Genomic DNA, 18,696 nt, shown 5'->3' with positions numbered 1-18,696 from the left:
AAGTTCGCAAGCACAACTATAATTATCAACTTGATAATCACTCAACGTTAAACAGGATGTGACTATGAAACACAACTTAAAATTAGCAGCGCTATCTCTTGCTGTAATGGCTTCAACAAATGCGTTTGCACAAGAATCTTCAGAACCAGATTACAAGCACTGGATTGGTCTTTCAGGCATGTACTACAATGCCGACGAATCTCGCCCTTTGTCACTCACTGAAGGCGGAACGTACGATAAGGGTCAAGGCCTTTCACTAGAATACGGCTTTCGTTTCACACAAAGCTGGGCAGCTCGCGTAGAGATCACTGATTTAGAATTAGATAATGCAGCCGGCATCCCTGCAAATGACGCAGACGGTGAGATGGTTGGCGTTGATGCGATGTACTTTATGCCTGATGACGCGTGGTTCTTATTTGCTGGTGTTAAGCGCCAATCAGTAGGTGTATCGACGACTCAAGGTAACATCGGTATTGGTAAGCACTGGAACGTACATGAGTCTGTAAGACTTATCACAGAAATTGCCGCTTACCACGACTTTGGCGAAGACTATAACGACTACAGCGTTAAAGTAGGTATTGCAGTACCATTCGGTAAAAGCACGCCTGCAGCGCCAATGGACAGCGACAACGACGGCGTTGTAAACGGTAAAGACCAGTGCCCTATGACACCTGCCGGCGTTCGCGTTGATGCAACAGGTTGCTCTGTAGACAATGATAACGACGGCGTAATGAACAGCGTTGATCAGTGTCCAAATACTCCAGCAGGTACGCAAGTAGATGCAATGGGTTGTGCAATCAAAGATGCAGACAACGACGGTGTTGTTGATAGCAAAGATATGTGCCCAGATACAGAAGCTGGCGTAAAAGTTGACGCGAAAGGCTGTACTGTTTTTGACGAAGAAACGGTAGAGATTACACTACGTGTTCTTTTCGACAATGAAAGTGCCGTGGTGAAAATGCCTAAAGATCCTGAGATTTCAGAATTTGCAGCTTTCATGAAGCAGTACCCTTCTACTACAGCGGTAATTGAAGGCCACACTTCTGCCCCAGGTACTGAGTCTTACAATATGGACCTATCTGAGCGTCGTGCTGCGAACTTCAAAGACGTAATGGTTGATATGTATGGTATCGATTCTACTCGCTTAGACACAGTTGGCTACGGAGAAACTCAGTTGCTTGACAATTCTCGCAACGCTGAAGCTCACCGTGTAAACCGTCGCATATCAGTGACAGTTAAAGACACTGTTAAAGTAGCTGAAGAGAAGTAATTCTTAGCTAGCTAACGCAAAAAGGCGCCTAAGGCGCCTTTTTTGTGTCTAGATTTTTTACAGCTGATTTTTATTAGCTGGTGAGGAGGATAACTTTGCTAGCTAACACTAATACTCGTCCGCCATTGCCGGTCCTGCGTAATTGTCGAAGCGCGAGAACTGGCCTTGGAAAGTAAGTCGAGATGTACCAATAGGCCCGTTACGCTGCTTACCAATAATAATTTCTGCAATACCTTTGTCTTCACTGTTTTCGTGATACACCTCATCACGATAGATAAACATAATTAAGTCTGCATCCTGCTCGATAGAGCCTGATTCACGTAAGTCCGAGTTAACCGGTCGCTTGTCAGCTCGTTGCTCTAGGGTACGGTTAAGCTGAGATAAGGCCACTACCGGTACCTCTAGCTCTTTTGCTAGCGCTTTAAGTGAGCGTGATATCTCCGCAATTTCAAGAGTACGATTTTCACTTAATGAGGGAACCCGCATAAGCTGAAGGTAATCAATCATAATTAGGCTGATGCCGCCGCGCTCTCTCGCAAGTTTTCTTGCTCTACTGCGCACATCCATAGGGGTTAGGCCGGAAGAATCATCAACAAAGAGGCGATCTTTATCTTTTAACATCGCCATCGTATTTGAAATTCTCGCCCAATCTTCATCATCCAACTGTGCGGTTCTAATTTTGGTTTGGTCAACACGACTTAGCGATGCGAGCATACGCATCATAATTTGTTCAGAGGGCATTTCCAGACTGAATACTAAAACCGGCTTCTCTTCTGCCATCATGGCGTTTTCGACTAGGTTCATTGCAAACGTGGTTTTACCCATTGATGGTCTCGCGGCAACTATAATTAAATCTGAAGGCTGCAAACCACTGGTCTTTTTATCTAAATCGGTAAACCCTGTTGTTACACCAGTGACCTCTTTATTCGTTTTAACTAACTCTTCAAGACGGTCAATGGTTTTGCCTAGTACAGACTCAACATTACGAGGGCCTTCATTTTCACCAGTCCGGCGTTCGGCAATTTCAAACACACGACTTTCTGCCAAATCGAGAATATCAGCACTGTCTCGGCCCTCTGGATTATAGCCAATCTCTGCAATCTCATGAGCAACACCTATAAGTTCTCTGGTAATCGCACGCTCGCTAATAATTTGAGCATAGGAAACCACGTTAGCTGAACTCGGTGTGTTTTTCGCCAGCTCACCGAGATAGGCAAACCCACCTGCATCTTCAAGCTGATCGTGCTTTTCTAGCTCTTCAGATACGGTAATGAGATCGATGGGATTACTTATATTTAAGAGACGAGTGATGGCTTTAAATATAATTTGATGCGAACGATTGTAGAAATCTGTCTCAGTGACAAGTTCCGCTACTTTATCCCAACTCTCTGGATCGATAAGCATACTGCCTAAAACAGACTGCTCCGCCTCTATACTGTGAGGAGGAACCTTCAATTTTTCTATATTCTTATCGCCTTGGGGAGGAGAAGCCACGTGTGAAACCTATTGTGATGAAACAAAAACAGTGAACTATTATGCGCTTTTACCACGCGTCTCTCAATAAACTTACGCCGCATTCTCCGCAACAGGACAATATTTATTCAGATGTTTTAAGACGATAGTGATAACGCCTGCCTACTGTTTAACAGTATTAACGCTCTGTATTTTAATCACATGAAAACAATGTAAGCAGAGTTGCTGCTTAGCGCACACAAAGGGTCACATATTGTTGAATACCGCTTTTAAATTGTTGCTTTTTCTAAGCGAAAAAACGTTCCATTAGCGGGTATGACTGCGTTATCACTTTGCTGAATGAGCAGTGTTCTGCCTAACGTTGCAACATCAGATGCACAGGTTAGTTCAATCTTAGTGACGTCGTCCCGTGAAAAACCAATACGCTGCGGATCTACCTTATACTGGGAATAAAAGTCATCTGAACTTAACCGTTGAGTGCTGTATTCAGGCACTTCACAGGCAAATTGGTCTAGCTGAGCGGACGTGGCCGAGTAGGTGAAGGAGCTTCCAAGTACGCGACTCTTACTCGTGCTTTGGCTACCTTTTTCATCTTGGTAGGTATCTGTTATCACCCACGTTCCCTCATAAAAGGACGGTTCGTGGATAGCGCAACCTAACGTTAGTGCGCAAATGCCAAACGCGCCTATAATAAGGCTATGAAATTTCCAAAAGCGTTTAACATGTCCAATAATCTTCACTGTTGTCTCCATTATGTCTAAATCTATTGTGGCTTCCTGCAACCTATCACTGCTATCACCTTCGCTTTCACACTCGCTCTCATCATAACTGCTGCTATTAAGTACGTGTTGATCTAACACAACCTTTTCGCTTTGACGTTGAGTTCAAGAAAAGCTGGGGGAGCGAAGAGAAAATCTGTACGGTTTATCTCTTAATATGTATCAAAAAAAAGCTGCCTTTGTATGAGCAGCTTTTTATCTATCGATTTTTAGCGAACCACATCATGATTAATAAATGCGGACTAAATCTGATTATTCAACCTAGTAAACGAATTAGAAATGCACTAGCTTATTCACTTTTCGTCTACTTCAATTCGCCCGTGCACTGTAGAAATGTCAACGCTTGCAGAGCCACCGTTTTGAATGAAGCGAAGCCAAAGACTTGGATCGTATTTCGGTTTCTTCACTTCATCATCGCTGATGTTATTCTTGATGTTGCCGCCAGCATGAGCCTCAATGTCAAACTGCGCAGCTTACGCATATAGGTAATAGTGACATTCGCCGTCACGCTGTGTAGCCAAGTAGAAAATTGACTATTGCCATCGTAGTTGCCAATTTTTCTCCATAGCTGAGTAAAAACTTCTTGCGACGCATCTTCAGCTAGGCTTTATCGCCAGTTAAACGATAACATAATGCATAAACGCGCCCTATATGTTGCTCGTATAGGGTCTTAAAAGCGTATTTGCTGCCCGCTTTTACGTCAGCGATTACCTCGCTTTGAGGTTTAGCGGCAAAAATCGCTGAGTCGCAACAAATGCGTTGATGGCCTTGCTCCATGACGCTCTCTTTTTTGTGTACACTGTGATAGAAAATGTCAGTGTGGCACTTGTTAGTGCTATAACCTTAGTCGTAGCCTATAGTAGAAAGGTTTAAAGAAAAAAATAAGTTTTTTCAAAAATGCGGAGTCGGTATGTCAGAATGTAAAGTCAATGCACTGTTTGCAGGTCAACCAAGCCCTTTAGGGCCGAGGGGTGCACCCAGCAGTATTGTGAAAGAGTCGGTGTCTCAACTCACTGTGCATACCGATAAAACTGATGAAGATTTACAGGCAAACAAGCGGCTTCACGGTGGTCCTGAGAAAGTACTGCATCAATATAACCCCACTAACTACTTTACCCTTCGCAAACACTTCCCCGAGGGAGACTTTGTGCCTGGCAGCATAGGTGAAAATCTGAGTGTTGAGGGTATGGACGACGCAACGGTTTTCATTGGCGACATTTGGCAATTTGGTGAAGTTCAATTACAGGTGAGCGCTCCAAGAGCACCCTGCAGCAAAATATCTCAACGGTTTGGTATATCAAATTTAGACAGATTTGTGGGTGAAAGAGGCATCACAGGTTGGTATTACCGAGTGTTGAAAACCGGCGTTATTTATCCCGGTGATGAGGTGCGTTTGATTGAACGCCAGGACAACACCGTTAGTGTGCATGAACTCATGCAGTGTACACATACAAAAACAGATAAAGCGCTGGCAGCAGCACTGTCTTCACTGACGGTTCTTGATGACGAATGGCGCTTAAAGTGTAAAAAAATAGCGAACACTGGAGTGTGACCAAGTTTACTGGAAGAATTTCAGACCAAACGAAAGCGCTTTAACTGCGAATCAGCTCTGAGAAGTAGGTGGCATTACAAGGTCACCTGTTCTCCCTCATTGAGAATATACAGCGGGATGGTGTTGTCTAATTGATTATCCATTTCTAATAGTCTAAACAGTGCCGAGTGAGAGGTTTTATCGCCCATTTGCCAACTCGCATTGCCATAGCCCCACGGAATAACCACGCCACAGTTCAATTCCTTTGCAGCCACAAGCGTATCCTCAGGCGTGGTGTGCACGTTGCGATACCATCTAGGAGACGACTCACTATAGTATGAGGCAATAGGAAGAAGGCAAACGTCTATACTACCAAACCGGTCGCCGATATCTTTAAAGTGGGCTGAGTACCCTGTGTCGCCGGCAAAGAACAAGGTTTTACCGTTGCGCTCTAGCACCCATCCACCCCATAGCGCCTTGTCGTTGTCTTCATACAAGAAGGGCACCATTATACGACTGCTAAAATGATGGGCAGGAACAAAGTGTATGGTGGTATTCCCGAGTGCTTTTTTTGCATACCAAGCCATTTCGGTAATGTTATAGCCGCCAGTAGGAAAATGCTCAGCAAATCCTAGTGGCACTAAATAGGAGGGCATATTACCAATGTGCTCGATATCCGCTTTATTGAAATGATCGTAGTGAATGTGGGAATACATGACGGCGTCAGTTTGCTCTATTTCTTGAGATGATAGTGCTGAGGCAGGAGTTCGAAAAAAGCCATCGGCTAATCTAAATGCCCAATTTACCGGCCAATCAAATTGTTCAAATACGGGGTCAAAAAGAAACTGTTGCCCTTCTTCGGTTGTCACCACAAAACTAGCATGTCCTAACCAACGAACGGTAAAACCGCTATCGATAGCCAGTGATGGGTTGTCACCGCGATAGACACAGTCTTCCATATCGCCTTCACACGCTATTTTGTCCGTAGGCGCATAGCAGTTTGTAGTGCACGTAATTGGGTAGCTTGGAAAGTTAGCGTAAAGGTTGCTAAATCGCTCTACAAGTTCATCAGTGCCATCTCGCTTTATCACCGACGTTGAAGGAGCGTTAATCTCAACGTGGTTTTTTGCAGCGCATCCACAAAAAAGCACTACGAGAGATAAAATGACGAGTTTCCCAGCGAATTTCATAGCCACCTCAAAAATAACTAATACAATGATAGTATTGTGTTTATTCGCTACCAAGCACAAGTATAAAAACGTAAGTAATTATTTTGTGATTTTCAGGCATAAAAAAACCGCTCATAAGAGCGGTTTTTCTAATTACATGAACGCTTACGCTTCAGCAATGATGATCACTTTAATTGAAGTGGTTACATCAGAGTGAATCTGTACGTCGATGTCGTACTCACCAGTTTCACGAAGTGTACCGGTAGGTAGTTTAACCTGTGCTTTTTGTACTTCGACGCCAGCTGCAGTAATTGCATCAGCGATGTCACGAGTACCAACAGAGCCAAACAACTTGCCTTCGTCACCAGCAGGTGCAGCAATTGTAACTTCAGCCAACTCGTTGATTTTTTCAGCGCTTGCGTTTGCAGCAGCTAGCTGCTCAGCAATTTTCGCTTCAAGATCGGCACGACGTGCTTCGAACTTTTCAACGTTGTCTTTAGTTGCAGGAACCGCTTTACCCTGTGGGAAAAGGAAGTTACGAGCATAACCAGACTTTACAGTCACTTGGTCGCCCAAGCCGCCAAGATTGGCGATTTTATCTAGTAGGATGATGTTCATCTAAGCTACCCCTTAAGTTCGCCAAATTACTTGTGTGAATCAGTGTACGGAAGCAACGCAAGAAAACGTGCGCGCTTGATCGCAGATGACAACTGACGCTGATATTTTGCGCTAGTACCAGTAATACGACTAGGGACAATTTTACCGCTCTCAGTGATATAGTTCTTAAGAGTAGCGATATCTTTGTAATCTATTTCGGTCACACCTTCTGCTGTAAAACGGCAGAACTTACGACGTCTGAAAAAACGAGCCATGGGTGATCTCCTTAAGCGTTGTCTTCAGTGGTTTCAGTTTTCTTTTCTGCGCGCTCTGTGCGAGGTGCAGAATCTTCACGACGCTCACGGCGAGGCTCTTCTTTCATCATTGGAGAAGGCTCGGTAACAGCGTTTTTAGTGCGCATTACCATGTTACGCAAGATCACGTCATTGAAACGGAAAGCATTTTCCAATTCGTCAACGGCTTCAGCAGAAGCTTCAGCATTGATGAGTACGTAGTGTGCTTTGTGCAGCTTTTCAATTGGGTAAGCCAACTGACGACGGCCCCAATCTTCTAAACGATGAATCTGACCACCGTCTTGCTTAAGAATAGTAGTATAACGCTCGATCATACCAGGTACTTGTTCACTCTGATCAGGGTGAACCATAAATACGATTTCGTAATGACGCATTATAGCTCCTTACGGTTGTAGCCTCGACAGTACAGCCAACTGTATGGAGACAAGGAACGAATTGGGATGGCTGTAAGGGCGCGCATTATACGCATACCATACAAATTGCACAAGCATTAATCACAGCCATCTTTTATTACTATAGAGGTGATGTCAGCCTTACCGTTGTTAGGGGGTGGCTTAAATAGGAATTTTCAGCAAGAATTCTGTTTTCGAAGCATCTGATTCTACGGTTAACGTTCCGTTGTGAGCGCTACAAATTTGCGATGCTATAAAAAGCCCAAGCCCTAGGCCGCCTGTATCTCGGTGATCTTGCTGTCGCCAAAATGGCTGAAATAGCCGTGACATTGCACCGGATGAAATGGCGTCTCCGTGATTGGAAACTCGGACGACCAAGCTATTATCAATAATATTCCCATTCACCTGAATCGGCCGGGTAACATCGCCATGCACAATGGCGTTAATTAAAAGGTTAGACAGTACTTGGCTAATCCGTTGAGGGTCGCAATGCACCTTACCCTCTACATTGATATCGCATTGTATATTGCACTGCTCATGCAGCAGCGCTAGCTCTGACACTGTATGCAGTAAAGCGCTATTGAGGTTGTCAACATACTGCGTGTTAAGGGGAATACGACTTCCCATTTTGCCATGGGTGAAATCCATAACATCTGATATCAGCCTAGACATCCTACTTGCACTGTTATCCATACGTGTTAGTACGTTTTTGGCCGTATCGTCTTGAATAATATCAGATAAAAAGTCGATCCCCATTTTTAGTGACGATAGAGGCGTTCTAATATCGTGCCCTAAAATAGCAATGTATTGCTCGCGCAACTTAGCTGCTGACTGCTCGTCAAGAAGAGCCGCTTTGGTGTCCTCGAAGGCCTCGCTTATTTTGATTTGGCGAGAGATGAGTGCGGCGAAAGAAGATATCTGATTAGTAATAAGTTCGGTTTTAAGCGTTGCAGGACAAGGGTCTAAGCCGCAAATAGTGCCAAAAAAATTGCCGTCAGTATCGTATATAGGGTATGAAAAATAGCTTTCAAAGCCATACATTTGTGGGATAGGGCTTCGCTTAAATTCGTCGTCTTCAGACGCATGTTCAATAATAATGGGCTGCTGAGAAATTCTTACCGAATTACAGAAGGTGGTTTGTATATCAAGCTTGTCACCTGGGTTCAGATTGAACTCGATACGGTCGAGCACAGAACACATAGTCCATTCTTGTTTGGTTACTCGAGCCACACAAATAAATCGTAATCCTGTTACATCCGCAAGCATTTCCATAATGTGCGGAATAACATCAATAGTTTGTATAACGCTAATATCCTTTGGGGCTTTTATGCTCACAGCCAGCTTTCTCCATTTTTGAGTATTCCGTTTCTCAATCTATTCTTTATTCTCAATCTGTTTTTTTACTCTTAATTGGTTTCTTAATAGGCCATTGAAGAAAAAGCAGCATCGCCATGGAATTAGCATTGTCCCCATCTATATGGTGACACTGAACCCTACAAAATAAAAGGTGTTATTTATGTTTGTGAATTGGCTGTGACGTCCCGAGTACTCTACACACCGTACATTTTAAAAAGCTAATATTAAATAGTACGAAGCGAAGAAAAATCAACCTTGAGACTGTTTATTTATACAGTAAAATACTGTAGAGTTTCTTTGAACTTAAAAATAAGGGGACCTACCATGGCCATTACCACACAGTATGTTGTTACGCACAAAGGGGTAGAAAAATTGGTAACTACCGACAAAAAAGAAGCTGATCAGTACGATAAGATGCTCGATGCAGCAGATAACTTAGCGCAATATATCCAAGCAAAGGGTATTGGTCTTGACGACAGAGCGTTAGAAGAACTCTCAATCTTGCTGTCTAAAAACAAAGATAAGATCAGTAAAATATTTAAAGGCTCGTCTGCAGAAAGCGTGCTTGAAGACGAAAGCGCTGAAGTGGTAAAACTCAAAGCTAACGGCTAGCAAACCGCCTTTAGCACGCGTGCTTTATACTGCGCTTGCTCCTGCCTTTATATTAAGCTGCCCTAAAGCTAGGGCATGCTTGCTATAACCTATTATCTCAATCATCTTGATGAGGGCTGAACATCTAAGACATGTAAGTCACATCGTTATTCGATAATATAGAAGAATGAAGATTGAGATTGTAGTGAGGAGTTAGCGTGAAAGTTGGCGTTGGTGCAACAGAAAGCCCAAAGACAAACGGTTCTTATAGCATTGCCATTGCTATAGATAACGTTAGTTTTTCCCATAACACTGCTCATCATGAAAGATCCGGCCCTTTTATTGAAATAGAGCAGTGGCATTTGTACCGTGGAGAGCATGTGTTTCTTTCTGGTCCATCGGGAAGCGGAAAAAGCACGTTTTTAAACCTGCTAAGCGGCACACTGACACCTAGCAGCGGTAAAATATCTCTCTTAGAACAGCCTTTTTCTGCGCTTTCTAATAAGCAGCGGGATCGATTTCGCGCTAACAATATTGGCGTTGTGTTTCAGCAGTTTAATCTCATTCCATACCTGTCTGTTAAACAAAATATTGAGGCCGCTCTCTATTTTGCCGGTGCAAATATAAAGGACAAGGCCCTAGATGAGCGAATATTGACGCTACTTAACGACTTACAGCTTTCACACCAACTGTTAAATGCAAAAGCAGACACCCTAAGCGTGGGTCAACAGCAGCGCGTTGCCATTGCTCGCGCACTTATCAATACCCCTGATATCTTAATTGTCGATGAGCCCACATCAGCCCTTGATGCCAAAGCGAGAGATAGCTTCATGGACGTGCTAAAAAAACTCGCCAAAAACAGTGCGTTAGTTTTTGTTAGTCACGACCCATACTTAAAGAAATATTTCTCATCGCATATTAATATGCAGCAATTCACCCCGAATCACCGTGAAGTCACTGATGTGCCTACTGCTTCTAGGAGCGCATTCCCGTGTTAACCACAATCGCAATAGAAAGCGTAAAACGCCGCAAAAATACTGCACTTCTCACGCTGGTTAGCATTGTAATCAGTGTGAGTTTACTACTTAGCGTAGACATTATTCGTACTCAGGTGAAAGACAGTTTCACGCGCACGGTGTCGGGTGTTGATGTGATTGTAGGAGCGCCAAGCGGCCAGCTTAATTTATTGCTGTCGTCTGTCTTTAACTTAACCACACCGTCGAAAGGGATTAGTTGGGACAGCGTTAGCTCGCTCAACAGCGACCCCCGTGTATCTTGGCTAATTCCCTTATCGCTTGGTGATGCACACAGCGGATATCGCGTCATCGGCACCACAAATGCTTACTTTGAGCATTTCAAATACGGCGATAAACAGCCTTTGGTGTTTGCTGAAGGTGGCCCGTTCGCCCACGTGGGCGCGGCAGTTATTGGTGCTGACGTTGCTGAGTCTTTAGGTTACCGCGTTGACGATAGTATTGTGATATCTCATGGCTTAGGTAATGTGTCCTTTCGTCAGCACGACGGCTTTCCTTTTTCAGTAACCGGCGTGTTAGAGAAAACAGGCACACCTGTTGATAAAGCGGTGTATGTCACGCTTATTGGCCTTGAAAAAGCCCATGAGCATGCTGGCCCGTCCGGCATAGTTAAGCCATACCAATCCATCCAGCGCCCGTCAAACATACATGCTCAGGCACACGCACATACTGACGGTGAAACTGCTGTTCACGGTAACGGTGAGCATAAAGGAATCAGTCATGGAGAAGCTGAGCCTGAAGAAGCTGGGCATGAGGGTGATAATAGCTCCCATTCCCACGAAGAGAATTCTGAGCGCCAACGCATGGGTGAGATGAACGTTGAAAACAAGAATATTTCATCTGTATCTGCTGTTATGCTGGGACTTAAAAATCGCGTAACCGCTCTGCAACTACAATATCAACTCAATCAGCGAAGCCAAGAACCCGTGCTCGCCATACTGCCGGGCATGGCACTTGCTGAGCTTTGGCAAATAATGGGAAATGTGGAGGCGCTGCTTTTGCTGTTGTCTTCACTTATCGTGGTGTCAGCCCTTATTGGCCTAGCCACCATGCTATTGGCGACCATGCGAGAGCGTTATCAAGAAATCGCGGTGCTTCGTACTATCGGCGCAAGTCCAGCCGCCCTTCTTATATTGGTGCAGCTAGAGGCGTTGCTTATTACGCTAGCTGGATGTGGTGTCAGTATGTTAGTAGTGACAGGCTTGCTCACGGTGCTCAAACCATGGCTCAGCGCTGAATTTGGCTTATTTTTAAGCGGTACACTTCTGTCTTCAAACAGCGTAGGAATAGTCATACTTGTATTAGTAAGCACGTACATTGTGTCATTTTTTCCAGCCTATGCCGCGTATAAACGCGGCCTACACGCTGAATTAAACGGTCAATAAAACGCGGGCTACTGTTATTCTCCCACCCGCTTGTCGGTGCTAAAGCGCAAAATAAGCTCGTGAACACGATTAACGGTTTCACGTAAATCATCGCTTGCGGCCAGTGAGGCCTCTGAAGAACGTTGAGTTTCCTCAGCACCGTCTGCAACATCCACAAGCTGTTGATTAATGTGCTCAGCTACTGTGCTTTGCTCTTCAACCGCCGACGACATTTCAACAGTCGCGTCCGCAATACCGCTTACCGCGTTATTAATTTCAAATAGGGCGCCGCGAGTTTCTTCCACAATTAAACTTCCCTTCTCTGCCGACGCCAATCCATCGGTAGATACTCGTACTGCCCGGTCTGAACGCTCTGCAAGCTCAGTAATAATATTATGAATTCTATCGGTAGAGTCTCGAGTACGTGAGGCAAGCGTTCTAACCTCATCAGCAACCACGGCGAAGCCTCTGCCTTGCTCGCCAGCTCTAGCCGCTTCTATTGCCGCATTGAGTGCTAATAGGTTTGTTTGTTCTGCAATGGCGGAGATAATATTAGCGGCCTCGCCAATGTCACTGGTTGACTGCGCTAGCTCAGTCACGGTTTCTGAAATTGATTCAACTGCTCGGCGCAATGACACAATAGCTTGCATGGCCTCTTCGGCTTTTTGGTTACCCATATCCACATTCATTGCTGCGGTTTTCGCACTCTTTGCATTGCTTTCTACGCGCTCAGCAACCTCTTGAATAGCTTGGCTCATTTGCGTGACCGCAGATGCTATTTGCTGTGTAGCCTGGTTTTGCTGTACCACGGCTGCACTGGTATTTTCAGCTTGAGTGTGAGTAGTTCGCGATACAGTTTCAAGCCCCGCTGACGCATCTTTTATTCGGGTAAGCGCTGTTCGCATTCGGGCAAGTTCACAGCCAAGAACCAGTTTTGCCTGTGCAATATGAGGGGCGTCTGCAAAATACGTCTGAGCCACAATATCATTACTATAACTTTCGGGGCTTAACGTAAGAAATTCTGCCCACTCACTTCGCGTTTTCGCTGCCTGAGCACTAATAAGCACTAACAAAGCAATGAATGAAATAGCTGCTGCTATTGCATTAGATGTGAACCAAACCGCTGCCACCGCAATAAGGCCAATCAGTAGAGAGGGCCAAACGTGACCAAAGCGCTGTGCAATTTGATGAGACACTGATGTTGCAGATTTGCCGGCGCGAATTCGCTCGTACATGTCTGTTGCACGCTGCACTTCCTCTGCTAGCGCTGGAACCCTTACTGATTCATAACCCACAATAGTCGATTTATCGTAGACTGGCGTGACAAATGCAGACACCCAATAGTGATCACCATTTTTGCGTCTATTTTTAACCAATCCAAGCCAGCATTGTCCAGACTCAAGGGTTGACCACATTTCTTTAAATACTGAGGGTGGCATATCAGGATGGCGAATTAAGTTATGGTTTTTACCAATTAACTCATCGCGCTCAAATCCACTTGCTTCAACAAATTCATCGTTGCAATGCTGAATCACCCCTCGCCGGTCAGTTGACGAAATTAGTCTGAAGTGGGAAGGAAACTTGTACTCTTTTTGAGTAACTGGCTGATTATTTCTCATTAAACGCGGGCTCCACTAAAACTCATCAGTGCTGCTGATGCGACACTGCTTCCTAATACTTAAGACTAGAACAATATTAGTTAACGTCTAGTTTTAAAGAAACTTTAGCGCGTATTAAGGTTAGCTGCAGCGTTTTGACAGAGGAGGGAGCATGTGAAGCAAGGACAAATACCTAAGGAATGCTGCAAAGATTGCAGTCGACATAAGAATTTGGTGAAAAAACTAACTATCCCCTGTCGCGATTGGAAAAGTAACAACTACCCGAGTGCCCACACCCTCAGTACTGTATATATCTACCGTTCCATTATGCTCTTCGACAATAGTCAGTGAAATTGACATACCTAACCCTGTTCCATCGCCAGGAGGCTTAGTGGTAAAGAAAGGCGTAAATATTTTATTGAGCACTTCAGGGGACATACCTTCACCTTCATCTTCTACAATCAGGCGTACTTTAGGTCCGTCCACTTCAATACTTAACGTTATACTTTTACCTTGTGCAGTGGCGTAAATGGCATTGGTTAAAAAGTTAACAAGCACCTGCTGAATTTGACCGGCATTACCTTTAAATAGTATATCGTGCTCAGGCGCATTGAAATTGACGGTATTTTTATAGCGGTGCAGGTTATTCGTTAGTTTGATTGCCGTTTGCATTGCTTCTGTCGCGCTGATATCCGCTAGATTTCCCGAACTGGGGTATGAAAAGCTTCGCAATGCTTTTACTATATCTATTATCCGTTCGATCCCTTCTGAGGATTCCTCAAACATCTCCGCAATATCTTTTGCACTATCTTCTAATGAGAAGTCCTTTTCCAATTTTTGAAAGGTTTCAGCTATATGACCGCCCGCATCGCGACACAAGTCTCCAATCTGATCTAGTGCACTCTGGTAATCATTGAATATATCTTTCGCTACTGCGGTATTACTTCGAACGTAACCTATAGGGTTATTTATTTCGTGGGCAATACCGGCTGCAAGCTGGCCTAACATTGCCATTTTATCAGCGCTGACCAACCTCTCCTCAAGATGCTTTCGGTCTTTTTCCATAGAAGAAATGGCAGCTTTTTGACTACTCAGCTGATGGGATTTGTCCTTATCACGAAGACCAAAGTTTAAGTAATGCTTAGTTGTATCGAGAATATAAAGGGTTTCTTCCTCTAAGTTGTCATCAGCGGTTAATAGGGCTAGCCAGGCAAATTCGTCACCTGAAAGCTGGTGCATGAAATGAATAACACGGGCCTCACACTCTACATCCGGTCGCTCTACAGCATTGACACACCAATGCGAGTAACTTTCTGTCAGCGTTAACGGAAGTTCATCCAAAATAAGTGAAGAAAGCGCCGGCGCCTCAACCCACCCTCTATCAAAAGTTAGCACTTTGTCATCATTACCCATGATCACTTTACCGTTTTTAACGATAATCGCTTTACCGCAGCTTGCCTGACAAAATTCGACGGCAGACTCTAATGCAGAGTAGATAAAAGACGCCACTGAGCTGTTAGCGCCAAGTTGAGAAGCTGAACGACTCAAGTAAAGTAATTCTCGCTCTCTTTGTTTGGAGGCCTGAAGGGATTTTCTGAGGGCTTGATTTGCTAAGTAAGCATCTTGAGAGTAGGTTTCCAAAAATGCTTCTGCACTTTGCCGCGCTAGCTTTTGGCGTTTGAGCTGTCGCTCCAATGAGTTAACGCGCGCCTCAAGCTCGCTTATTTTATGGTTTGCAATGTTGTCATTCTCATCACCCACGCGTCAACTACCCTCAAGCCTGTATGGGTTATCTATTATGCGTACTCGCACAAACAATATTACCGCTAATAACCCGCTAATGTGTCGAGCAGTTGCATGACTCGCCCACTCGCTTGCTCCATTTCCATAAGCTTTGCATCGGATTTTGTCTGATCGCCTGCCAGTTTTGCTTCTATCGCCGCTTTACCACTTTGATGAACTGCTGCATGGGGCGTATCGAGCTCTCTAAACGCTACAGTCTTGCCGATACTACTACTGGCACTTTCTCTGTACCACTGACCAAGGCGGCAACTTGAGTGATCGGACAATTCAGCCACAGATTTATTGCTGTAACCACAAAGCACAGCATAAACGTCTGCTTTCCAGACCACGTGATCTAGCTTAACGGTTTGAATAAATGTACTAAATGAACCTTTCGTAATAGTCGACTTCATACTTGAACAATGTGCCACCATTCCTTCGTAGCTTCCGTTGAGTTCATTAATTCCAGCTTCTAAATTTTCATTATTGCCACGCAGCTCGTTAACGCCAGATACCGCTTTAGCGGTGCTTTGAATAATACCATTAACCAATTCAGATACTTCGGTGGCCGACTTATTCGTTTCGGTGGCAAGGGCTCTTACCTCGTCGGCAACAACACTAAATCCTCTGCCGGCATCGCCTGCTCGCGCTGCTTCAATAGCGGCATTGAGTGCAAGCAAATTCGTCTGATCTGAAATACTCGTGATAGTAGTAACAAATTTATTGATATTGTCAGCGGTAGTAGAAAGCCCTGAAATACGCTCGCTCATACTCCCCATCTGCACATTCAAACCACTCATATCAGTGACGATATTACTTAGCGTGGAAGCTGAGCGAGTGAACAGACTATCAATATCTGCAATAGATTGATTTTCTGAATCTATGCTGTGGTAAGCGGTTAGAACTGACTCTCGAATACCTTCAATTTGCTGAAGTGCATCGACAATGCATTTGAGCAAAACAGAATCGTTCATTTGTGCAGAAGCTGCATGCAGATGTTCAACTTCGTTTGCCAGCGAAGTATTTTCAGCTTCCAATACTGCGACTCTATCTAGGGTTTCTTGTAGACGCGTCTCTAGTTGAGTAGCTAACGCCTCTTTTTCATCATACTTACCGCGTGAAACAAACATATATTTTTCCGAAAATTAGTGTTGTTCGTAGTACTCAGAGTAACAGAAAAGAAACAGCTGTGACTATTAACCTGAAGTCGAAGACGGCAATAAAACCGTATTTACATGTTGTAAAAGTATCGACCGTTTTACCTACCTCTTTAATAAAATATGCGTAAGTATAGCGCTTTACGCAGCGCCAGCCATTTACGGTGAATGGCATACAAAGACTCATAAATTACACCTGAGGCTCACGAAAACGCGTTAATATAGTCACTAAGGTCCCCCCAATATCAACGCCTTTATTTTTACATCGTCAACTACATTTACTGGTGAGTCTTTCACATGGTTATTGAGACACTTTTTTTAACATTTGCGCTTCTCGGCGTAGCCACATTGTTGCAAACCCTAAGTGGTTTTGGCTTTGGTTTAATCGTTGTCTCAAGCTTCACACTGCTCAATATTATGCCGCTAACGGCAACAACGTTTTTAGTAAGCTTTTTGAGTTTATTTAACTCTGTTAGTTTGGTCTTTAAAAACACCCATCATGTGAACAAACGCGCCTTCAACATACTACTTGTTACTGCAATTCCATTTATGGCTGTGGGATACGTTTTGCTGGAATACCTCTCTCAGTCTATGTCCCACTGGCTTAATATTATGTTAGGCAGTGTTATTTTACTGTGTTGCGGGCTGCTCGTTATTAAACGAAGTGCCGCTGAGGGCTCTAAATCTTCAATAGGATTTGGTGTCGCCGGCGCAATGAGTGGACTTGTGGGCGGGCTTTTTTCTACGTTTGGCCCCCCTGTGGTATTTCAATGCTACAGACAGCAGTGGTCGATTACAGAGATACGCATTACCTTACTCGCTTTTTTCTGCTTAACGTCGCTAATGCGTTTAATCGTGGTGCCCTTTGGTACGCTGCCCTCTTACGACATTGTCCTTTCGACACTTTTTGCCGTTCCCATCGTTTTAGTCTTTACCCGTATTGGCCGTTTACTAGCAGCAAAAGTCTCTGCAAGACATATCAAGTCACTGGCCTTACTCATGCTCATGTTAAGCGGCAGCCTGCTGATCATTCAAAACGTTACGCTGTAGACCGACGTTTGCCTTGCTACTCGTTTAAGCCGTCAACTATCAATTTCCACGTGAGCATTGTCATGGGAATGCCTGTGGAGGTGATCATTCTCATCTCGGCATGGTTCACCGGGCAATTCAAACTCTATGGTGGTGTGGGCCAAACTAAAAGGCTCTAGACTTTTTGCTACCTCAGACTTCAATTTGAGCAATGTTTGCGTATCAACGCTACATCCAATCACCAAATGAGCCGTTAAAACATGCTGATCGCCATCAAGAGACCAAAAGTGCAGATGGTGAATTTCTTCAACATGAGAAATCGCTAACAGCGTGTTACGAATTTCTAAGCGGCTCTCATAATCAGGTACGCCCTGTAAGAACAGCTTCATTGTTTTTATGACATACCGGACAACGTTAATAGAGATAAACAGGGTAAAGACAATGGAAAGAATAGGATCTAAAATAGGCCAGTCCACAAACTCTAGTAAAATAGCCACGAAAAGCACCGCGACCCAACCCAGTACATCTTCAATCAAATGCCAGTTGAGTACTTTTTCGTTCATGGAGTGACCGCCACTGAGTTTGTAGGCGGCGAACCCATTTACTGCAATGCCTAATATTGCCAATGCTATCATGCCCTCAGTAACAGGCATTTCAGGTTTGTATAACCGGGGAATGGCTTCAAACAATATCCATACAGAACCAACAATTAAAATTATCCCGTTTATCATAGCCCCCAGCAGGCTTAGCCTTTTAAATCCGTAGGAATATTTTTCGGTAGCCGCTTTGTGACCTAACTTACTTAAGTACCATGCTAGCCCGATAGATAAAGAATCACCTAAATCGTGCACGGCGTCAGCCATGATTGCGACACTGTTTGTTAGCCACCCTCCTATAAATTCTATAATGGTAAAGATGAAATTTAACCAAAATGCCCACCCAATTCGTTGGCTATCTTCGCTTGCATGGTCCTTGTGGGAATGGCCTGAGCGTGAATGTCCATGATGATGGTGCATAGAGAATCTTTCCATTTACAGTTAGGCTAATAAAAGTGTTTTCACAGCGGGGTTATAAAGTAAAACATAGCTTAAACATCAACTGGCTGCTTTAACTATAGGCTCTGCTTACACCTTATATAAAACACTATTGTCGATTAATTTCATGAATCACTATCTCAGAGACACATTTTCACGACCCACCTTTAACAAAGACTGCAAATTATCCCGCCCAAAAACGGATTATTAACACTTTAGTCTATTC

General features: G+C 44.1%; 18 protein-coding genes. 6 read left to right on the top strand and 12 right to left on the bottom strand.

Going from position 1 to position 18,696, the window contains the following annotated elements:
- Positions 1 to 64: 64 nt before the first annotated feature.
- Entirely contained in the window at positions 65 to 1,270 is a 1,206-nt protein-coding gene (locus tag O9X84_RS04160; protein WP_269518316.1) for an OmpA family protein, read from the top strand.
- 108 nt (positions 1,271 to 1,378) lie between these two features.
- Here the strand turns inward: O9X84_RS04160 and dnaB are convergent, their stop codons facing one another.
- The 3 genes from dnaB to O9X84_RS19620 form a co-directional block, all read right to left on the bottom strand.
- A complete protein-coding gene (gene dnaB, locus O9X84_RS04155; protein WP_269518315.1) occupies positions 1,379 to 2,764 on the bottom strand; it encodes a replicative DNA helicase in 1,386 nt (461 codons plus the stop codon).
- 248 nt (positions 2,765 to 3,012) lie between these two features.
- On the bottom strand, positions 3,013 to 3,603 hold the full coding sequence (locus tag O9X84_RS04150; RefSeq protein ID WP_269518314.1) for a hypothetical protein: 591 nt from the start codon (positions 3,601 to 3,603) through the stop codon (positions 3,013 to 3,015).
- Positions 3,604 to 3,925: 322 nt separating this feature from the next.
- On the bottom strand, positions 3,926 to 4,078 hold the full coding sequence (locus O9X84_RS19620; protein ID WP_442864505.1) for a hypothetical protein: 153 nt from the start codon (positions 4,076 to 4,078) through the stop codon (positions 3,926 to 3,928).
- 354 nt (positions 4,079 to 4,432) lie between these two features.
- Here O9X84_RS19620 and O9X84_RS04140 point away from each other — a divergent pair, with 354 nt between their 5' ends.
- On the top strand, positions 4,433 to 5,074 hold the full coding sequence (locus O9X84_RS04140) for an MOSC domain-containing protein (protein ID WP_269518313.1): 642 nt from the start codon (positions 4,433 to 4,435) through the stop codon (positions 5,072 to 5,074).
- A 74-nt stretch (positions 5,075 to 5,148) separates the two neighbouring features.
- On the opposite strand, the gene O9X84_RS04135 is transcribed toward O9X84_RS04140, so the two are convergent.
- The 5 genes from O9X84_RS04135 to O9X84_RS04115 all read right to left on the bottom strand — a co-directional run bounded on the left by O9X84_RS04135 (position 5,149) and on the right by O9X84_RS04115 (position 8,860).
- Positions 5,149 to 6,243: an MBL fold metallo-hydrolase gene (locus O9X84_RS04135; RefSeq protein WP_269518311.1), complete on the bottom strand. Its 1,095-nt coding sequence runs from the start codon at positions 6,241 to 6,243 to the stop codon at positions 5,149 to 5,151.
- Between the two features lie 144 nt (positions 6,244 to 6,387).
- Positions 6,388 to 6,840 carry a 50S ribosomal protein L9 gene (rplI, locus tag O9X84_RS04130; RefSeq protein WP_269518310.1) on the bottom strand — a complete coding sequence of 151 codons (453 nt, stop codon included), beginning with the start codon at positions 6,838 to 6,840 and terminating at the stop codon, positions 6,388 to 6,390.
- A 26-nt stretch (positions 6,841 to 6,866) separates the two neighbouring features.
- Positions 6,867 to 7,094: a 30S ribosomal protein S18 gene (rpsR, locus tag O9X84_RS04125; RefSeq protein ID WP_012519954.1), complete on the bottom strand. Its 228-nt coding sequence runs from the start codon at positions 7,092 to 7,094 to the stop codon at positions 6,867 to 6,869.
- Positions 7,095 to 7,105: 11 nt separating this feature from the next.
- Positions 7,106 to 7,507, bottom strand: coding sequence for a 30S ribosomal protein S6 (gene rpsF, locus O9X84_RS04120; RefSeq protein ID WP_269518308.1), 402 nt, complete (start codon positions 7,505 to 7,507; stop codon positions 7,106 to 7,108).
- A gap of 180 nt (positions 7,508 to 7,687) precedes the next feature.
- Entirely contained in the window at positions 7,688 to 8,860 is a 1,173-nt protein-coding gene (locus O9X84_RS04115; RefSeq protein WP_332108311.1) for a GAF domain-containing sensor histidine kinase, read from the bottom strand.
- A gap of 345 nt (positions 8,861 to 9,205) precedes the next feature.
- Between O9X84_RS04115 and O9X84_RS04110 the strand changes: the two genes are divergently transcribed.
- From O9X84_RS04110 to O9X84_RS04100, 3 genes are all read left to right on the top strand, one after another.
- A complete protein-coding gene (locus O9X84_RS04110; RefSeq protein WP_269518307.1) occupies positions 9,206 to 9,493 on the top strand; it encodes a YebG family protein in 288 nt (95 codons plus the stop codon).
- A 197-nt stretch (positions 9,494 to 9,690) separates the two neighbouring features.
- The gene (locus tag O9X84_RS04105; RefSeq protein WP_269518306.1) at positions 9,691 to 10,470 is read left to right on the top strand and encodes an ABC transporter ATP-binding protein; all 780 of its coding nucleotides are present in this window, start codon (positions 9,691 to 9,693) and stop codon (positions 10,468 to 10,470) included.
- Entirely contained in the window at positions 10,464 to 11,891 is a 1,428-nt protein-coding gene (locus tag O9X84_RS04100) for an ABC transporter permease (protein ID WP_269518305.1), read from the top strand. The genes O9X84_RS04105 and O9X84_RS04100 overlap by 7 nt, the downstream gene beginning before the upstream one ends.
- 14 nt (positions 11,892 to 11,905) lie before the next feature.
- On the opposite strand, the gene O9X84_RS04095 is transcribed toward O9X84_RS04100, so the two are convergent.
- The 3 genes from O9X84_RS04095 to O9X84_RS04085 all read right to left on the bottom strand — a co-directional run bounded on the left by O9X84_RS04095 (position 11,906) and on the right by O9X84_RS04085 (position 16,380).
- Positions 11,906 to 13,489, bottom strand: coding sequence for a methyl-accepting chemotaxis protein (locus tag O9X84_RS04095; RefSeq protein WP_269518304.1), 1,584 nt, complete (start codon positions 13,487 to 13,489; stop codon positions 11,906 to 11,908).
- Between the two features lie 222 nt (positions 13,490 to 13,711).
- The gene (locus O9X84_RS04090) at positions 13,712 to 15,229 is read right to left on the bottom strand and encodes a sensor histidine kinase (protein ID WP_269518303.1); all 1,518 of its coding nucleotides are present in this window, start codon (positions 15,227 to 15,229) and stop codon (positions 13,712 to 13,714) included.
- Between the two features lie 65 nt (positions 15,230 to 15,294).
- A complete protein-coding gene (locus O9X84_RS04085; protein WP_269518302.1) occupies positions 15,295 to 16,380 on the bottom strand; it encodes a methyl-accepting chemotaxis protein in 1,086 nt (361 codons plus the stop codon).
- Between the two features lie 324 nt (positions 16,381 to 16,704).
- Here O9X84_RS04085 and O9X84_RS04080 point away from each other — a divergent pair, with 324 nt between their 5' ends.
- On the top strand, positions 16,705 to 17,457 hold the full coding sequence (locus O9X84_RS04080) for a sulfite exporter TauE/SafE family protein (RefSeq protein WP_269518301.1): 753 nt from the start codon (positions 16,705 to 16,707) through the stop codon (positions 17,455 to 17,457).
- A 32-nt stretch (positions 17,458 to 17,489) separates the two neighbouring features.
- Here O9X84_RS04080 and O9X84_RS04075 read toward each other — a convergent pair whose 3' ends face one another.
- Complete coding sequence (locus tag O9X84_RS04075; RefSeq protein WP_269518300.1) at positions 17,490 to 18,452, bottom strand: cation diffusion facilitator family transporter; 963 nt, start codon at positions 18,450 to 18,452, stop codon at positions 17,490 to 17,492.
- Positions 18,453 to 18,696 lie beyond the last annotated feature (244 nt).

The sequence above is a fragment of the Alteromonas sp. BMJM2 genome, from assembly GCF_027257845.1.
GTDB lineage: Bacteria > Pseudomonadota > Gammaproteobacteria > Enterobacterales > Alteromonadaceae > Alteromonas.
Note: the sequence above shows the minus strand (reverse complement) of the source record. Positions and strands in the feature narration are given on the sequence as shown.

What these genes read in the sequence shown, in the direction of transcription:
- O9X84_RS04085 (WP_269518302.1), bottom strand. Translation starts at nt 16,380, where the DNA reads ATGTTTGTTTCACGCGGTAAGTATGATGAAAAAGAGGCGTTAGCTACT.
- rplI (WP_269518310.1), bottom strand. Translation starts at nt 6,840, where the DNA reads ATGAACATCATCCTACTAGATAAAATCGCCAATCTTGGCGGCTTGGGC.
- rpsF (WP_269518308.1), bottom strand. Translation starts at nt 7,507, where the DNA reads ATGCGTCATTACGAAATCGTATTTATGGTTCACCCTGATCAGAGTGAA.
- O9X84_RS04095 (WP_269518304.1), bottom strand. Translation starts at nt 13,489, where the DNA reads ATGAGAAATAATCAGCCAGTTACTCAAAAAGAGTACAAGTTTCCTTCC.
- O9X84_RS04080 (WP_269518301.1), top strand. Translation starts at nt 16,705, where the DNA reads ATGGTTATTGAGACACTTTTTTTAACATTTGCGCTTCTCGGCGTAGCC.
- O9X84_RS04140 (WP_269518313.1), top strand. Translation starts at nt 4,433, where the DNA reads ATGTCAGAATGTAAAGTCAATGCACTGTTTGCAGGTCAACCAAGCCCT.
- O9X84_RS04135 (WP_269518311.1), bottom strand. Translation starts at nt 6,243, where the DNA reads ATGAAATTCGCTGGGAAACTCGTCATTTTATCTCTCGTAGTGCTTTTT.
- O9X84_RS04110 (WP_269518307.1), top strand. Translation starts at nt 9,206, where the DNA reads ATGGCCATTACCACACAGTATGTTGTTACGCACAAAGGGGTAGAAAAA.
- O9X84_RS04160 (WP_269518316.1), top strand. Translation starts at nt 65, where the DNA reads ATGAAACACAACTTAAAATTAGCAGCGCTATCTCTTGCTGTAATGGCT.
- O9X84_RS04075 (WP_269518300.1), bottom strand. Translation starts at nt 18,452, where the DNA reads ATGCACCATCATCATGGACATTCACGCTCAGGCCATTCCCACAAGGAC.
- rpsR (WP_012519954.1), bottom strand. Translation starts at nt 7,094, where the DNA reads ATGGCTCGTTTTTTCAGACGTCGTAAGTTCTGCCGTTTTACAGCAGAA.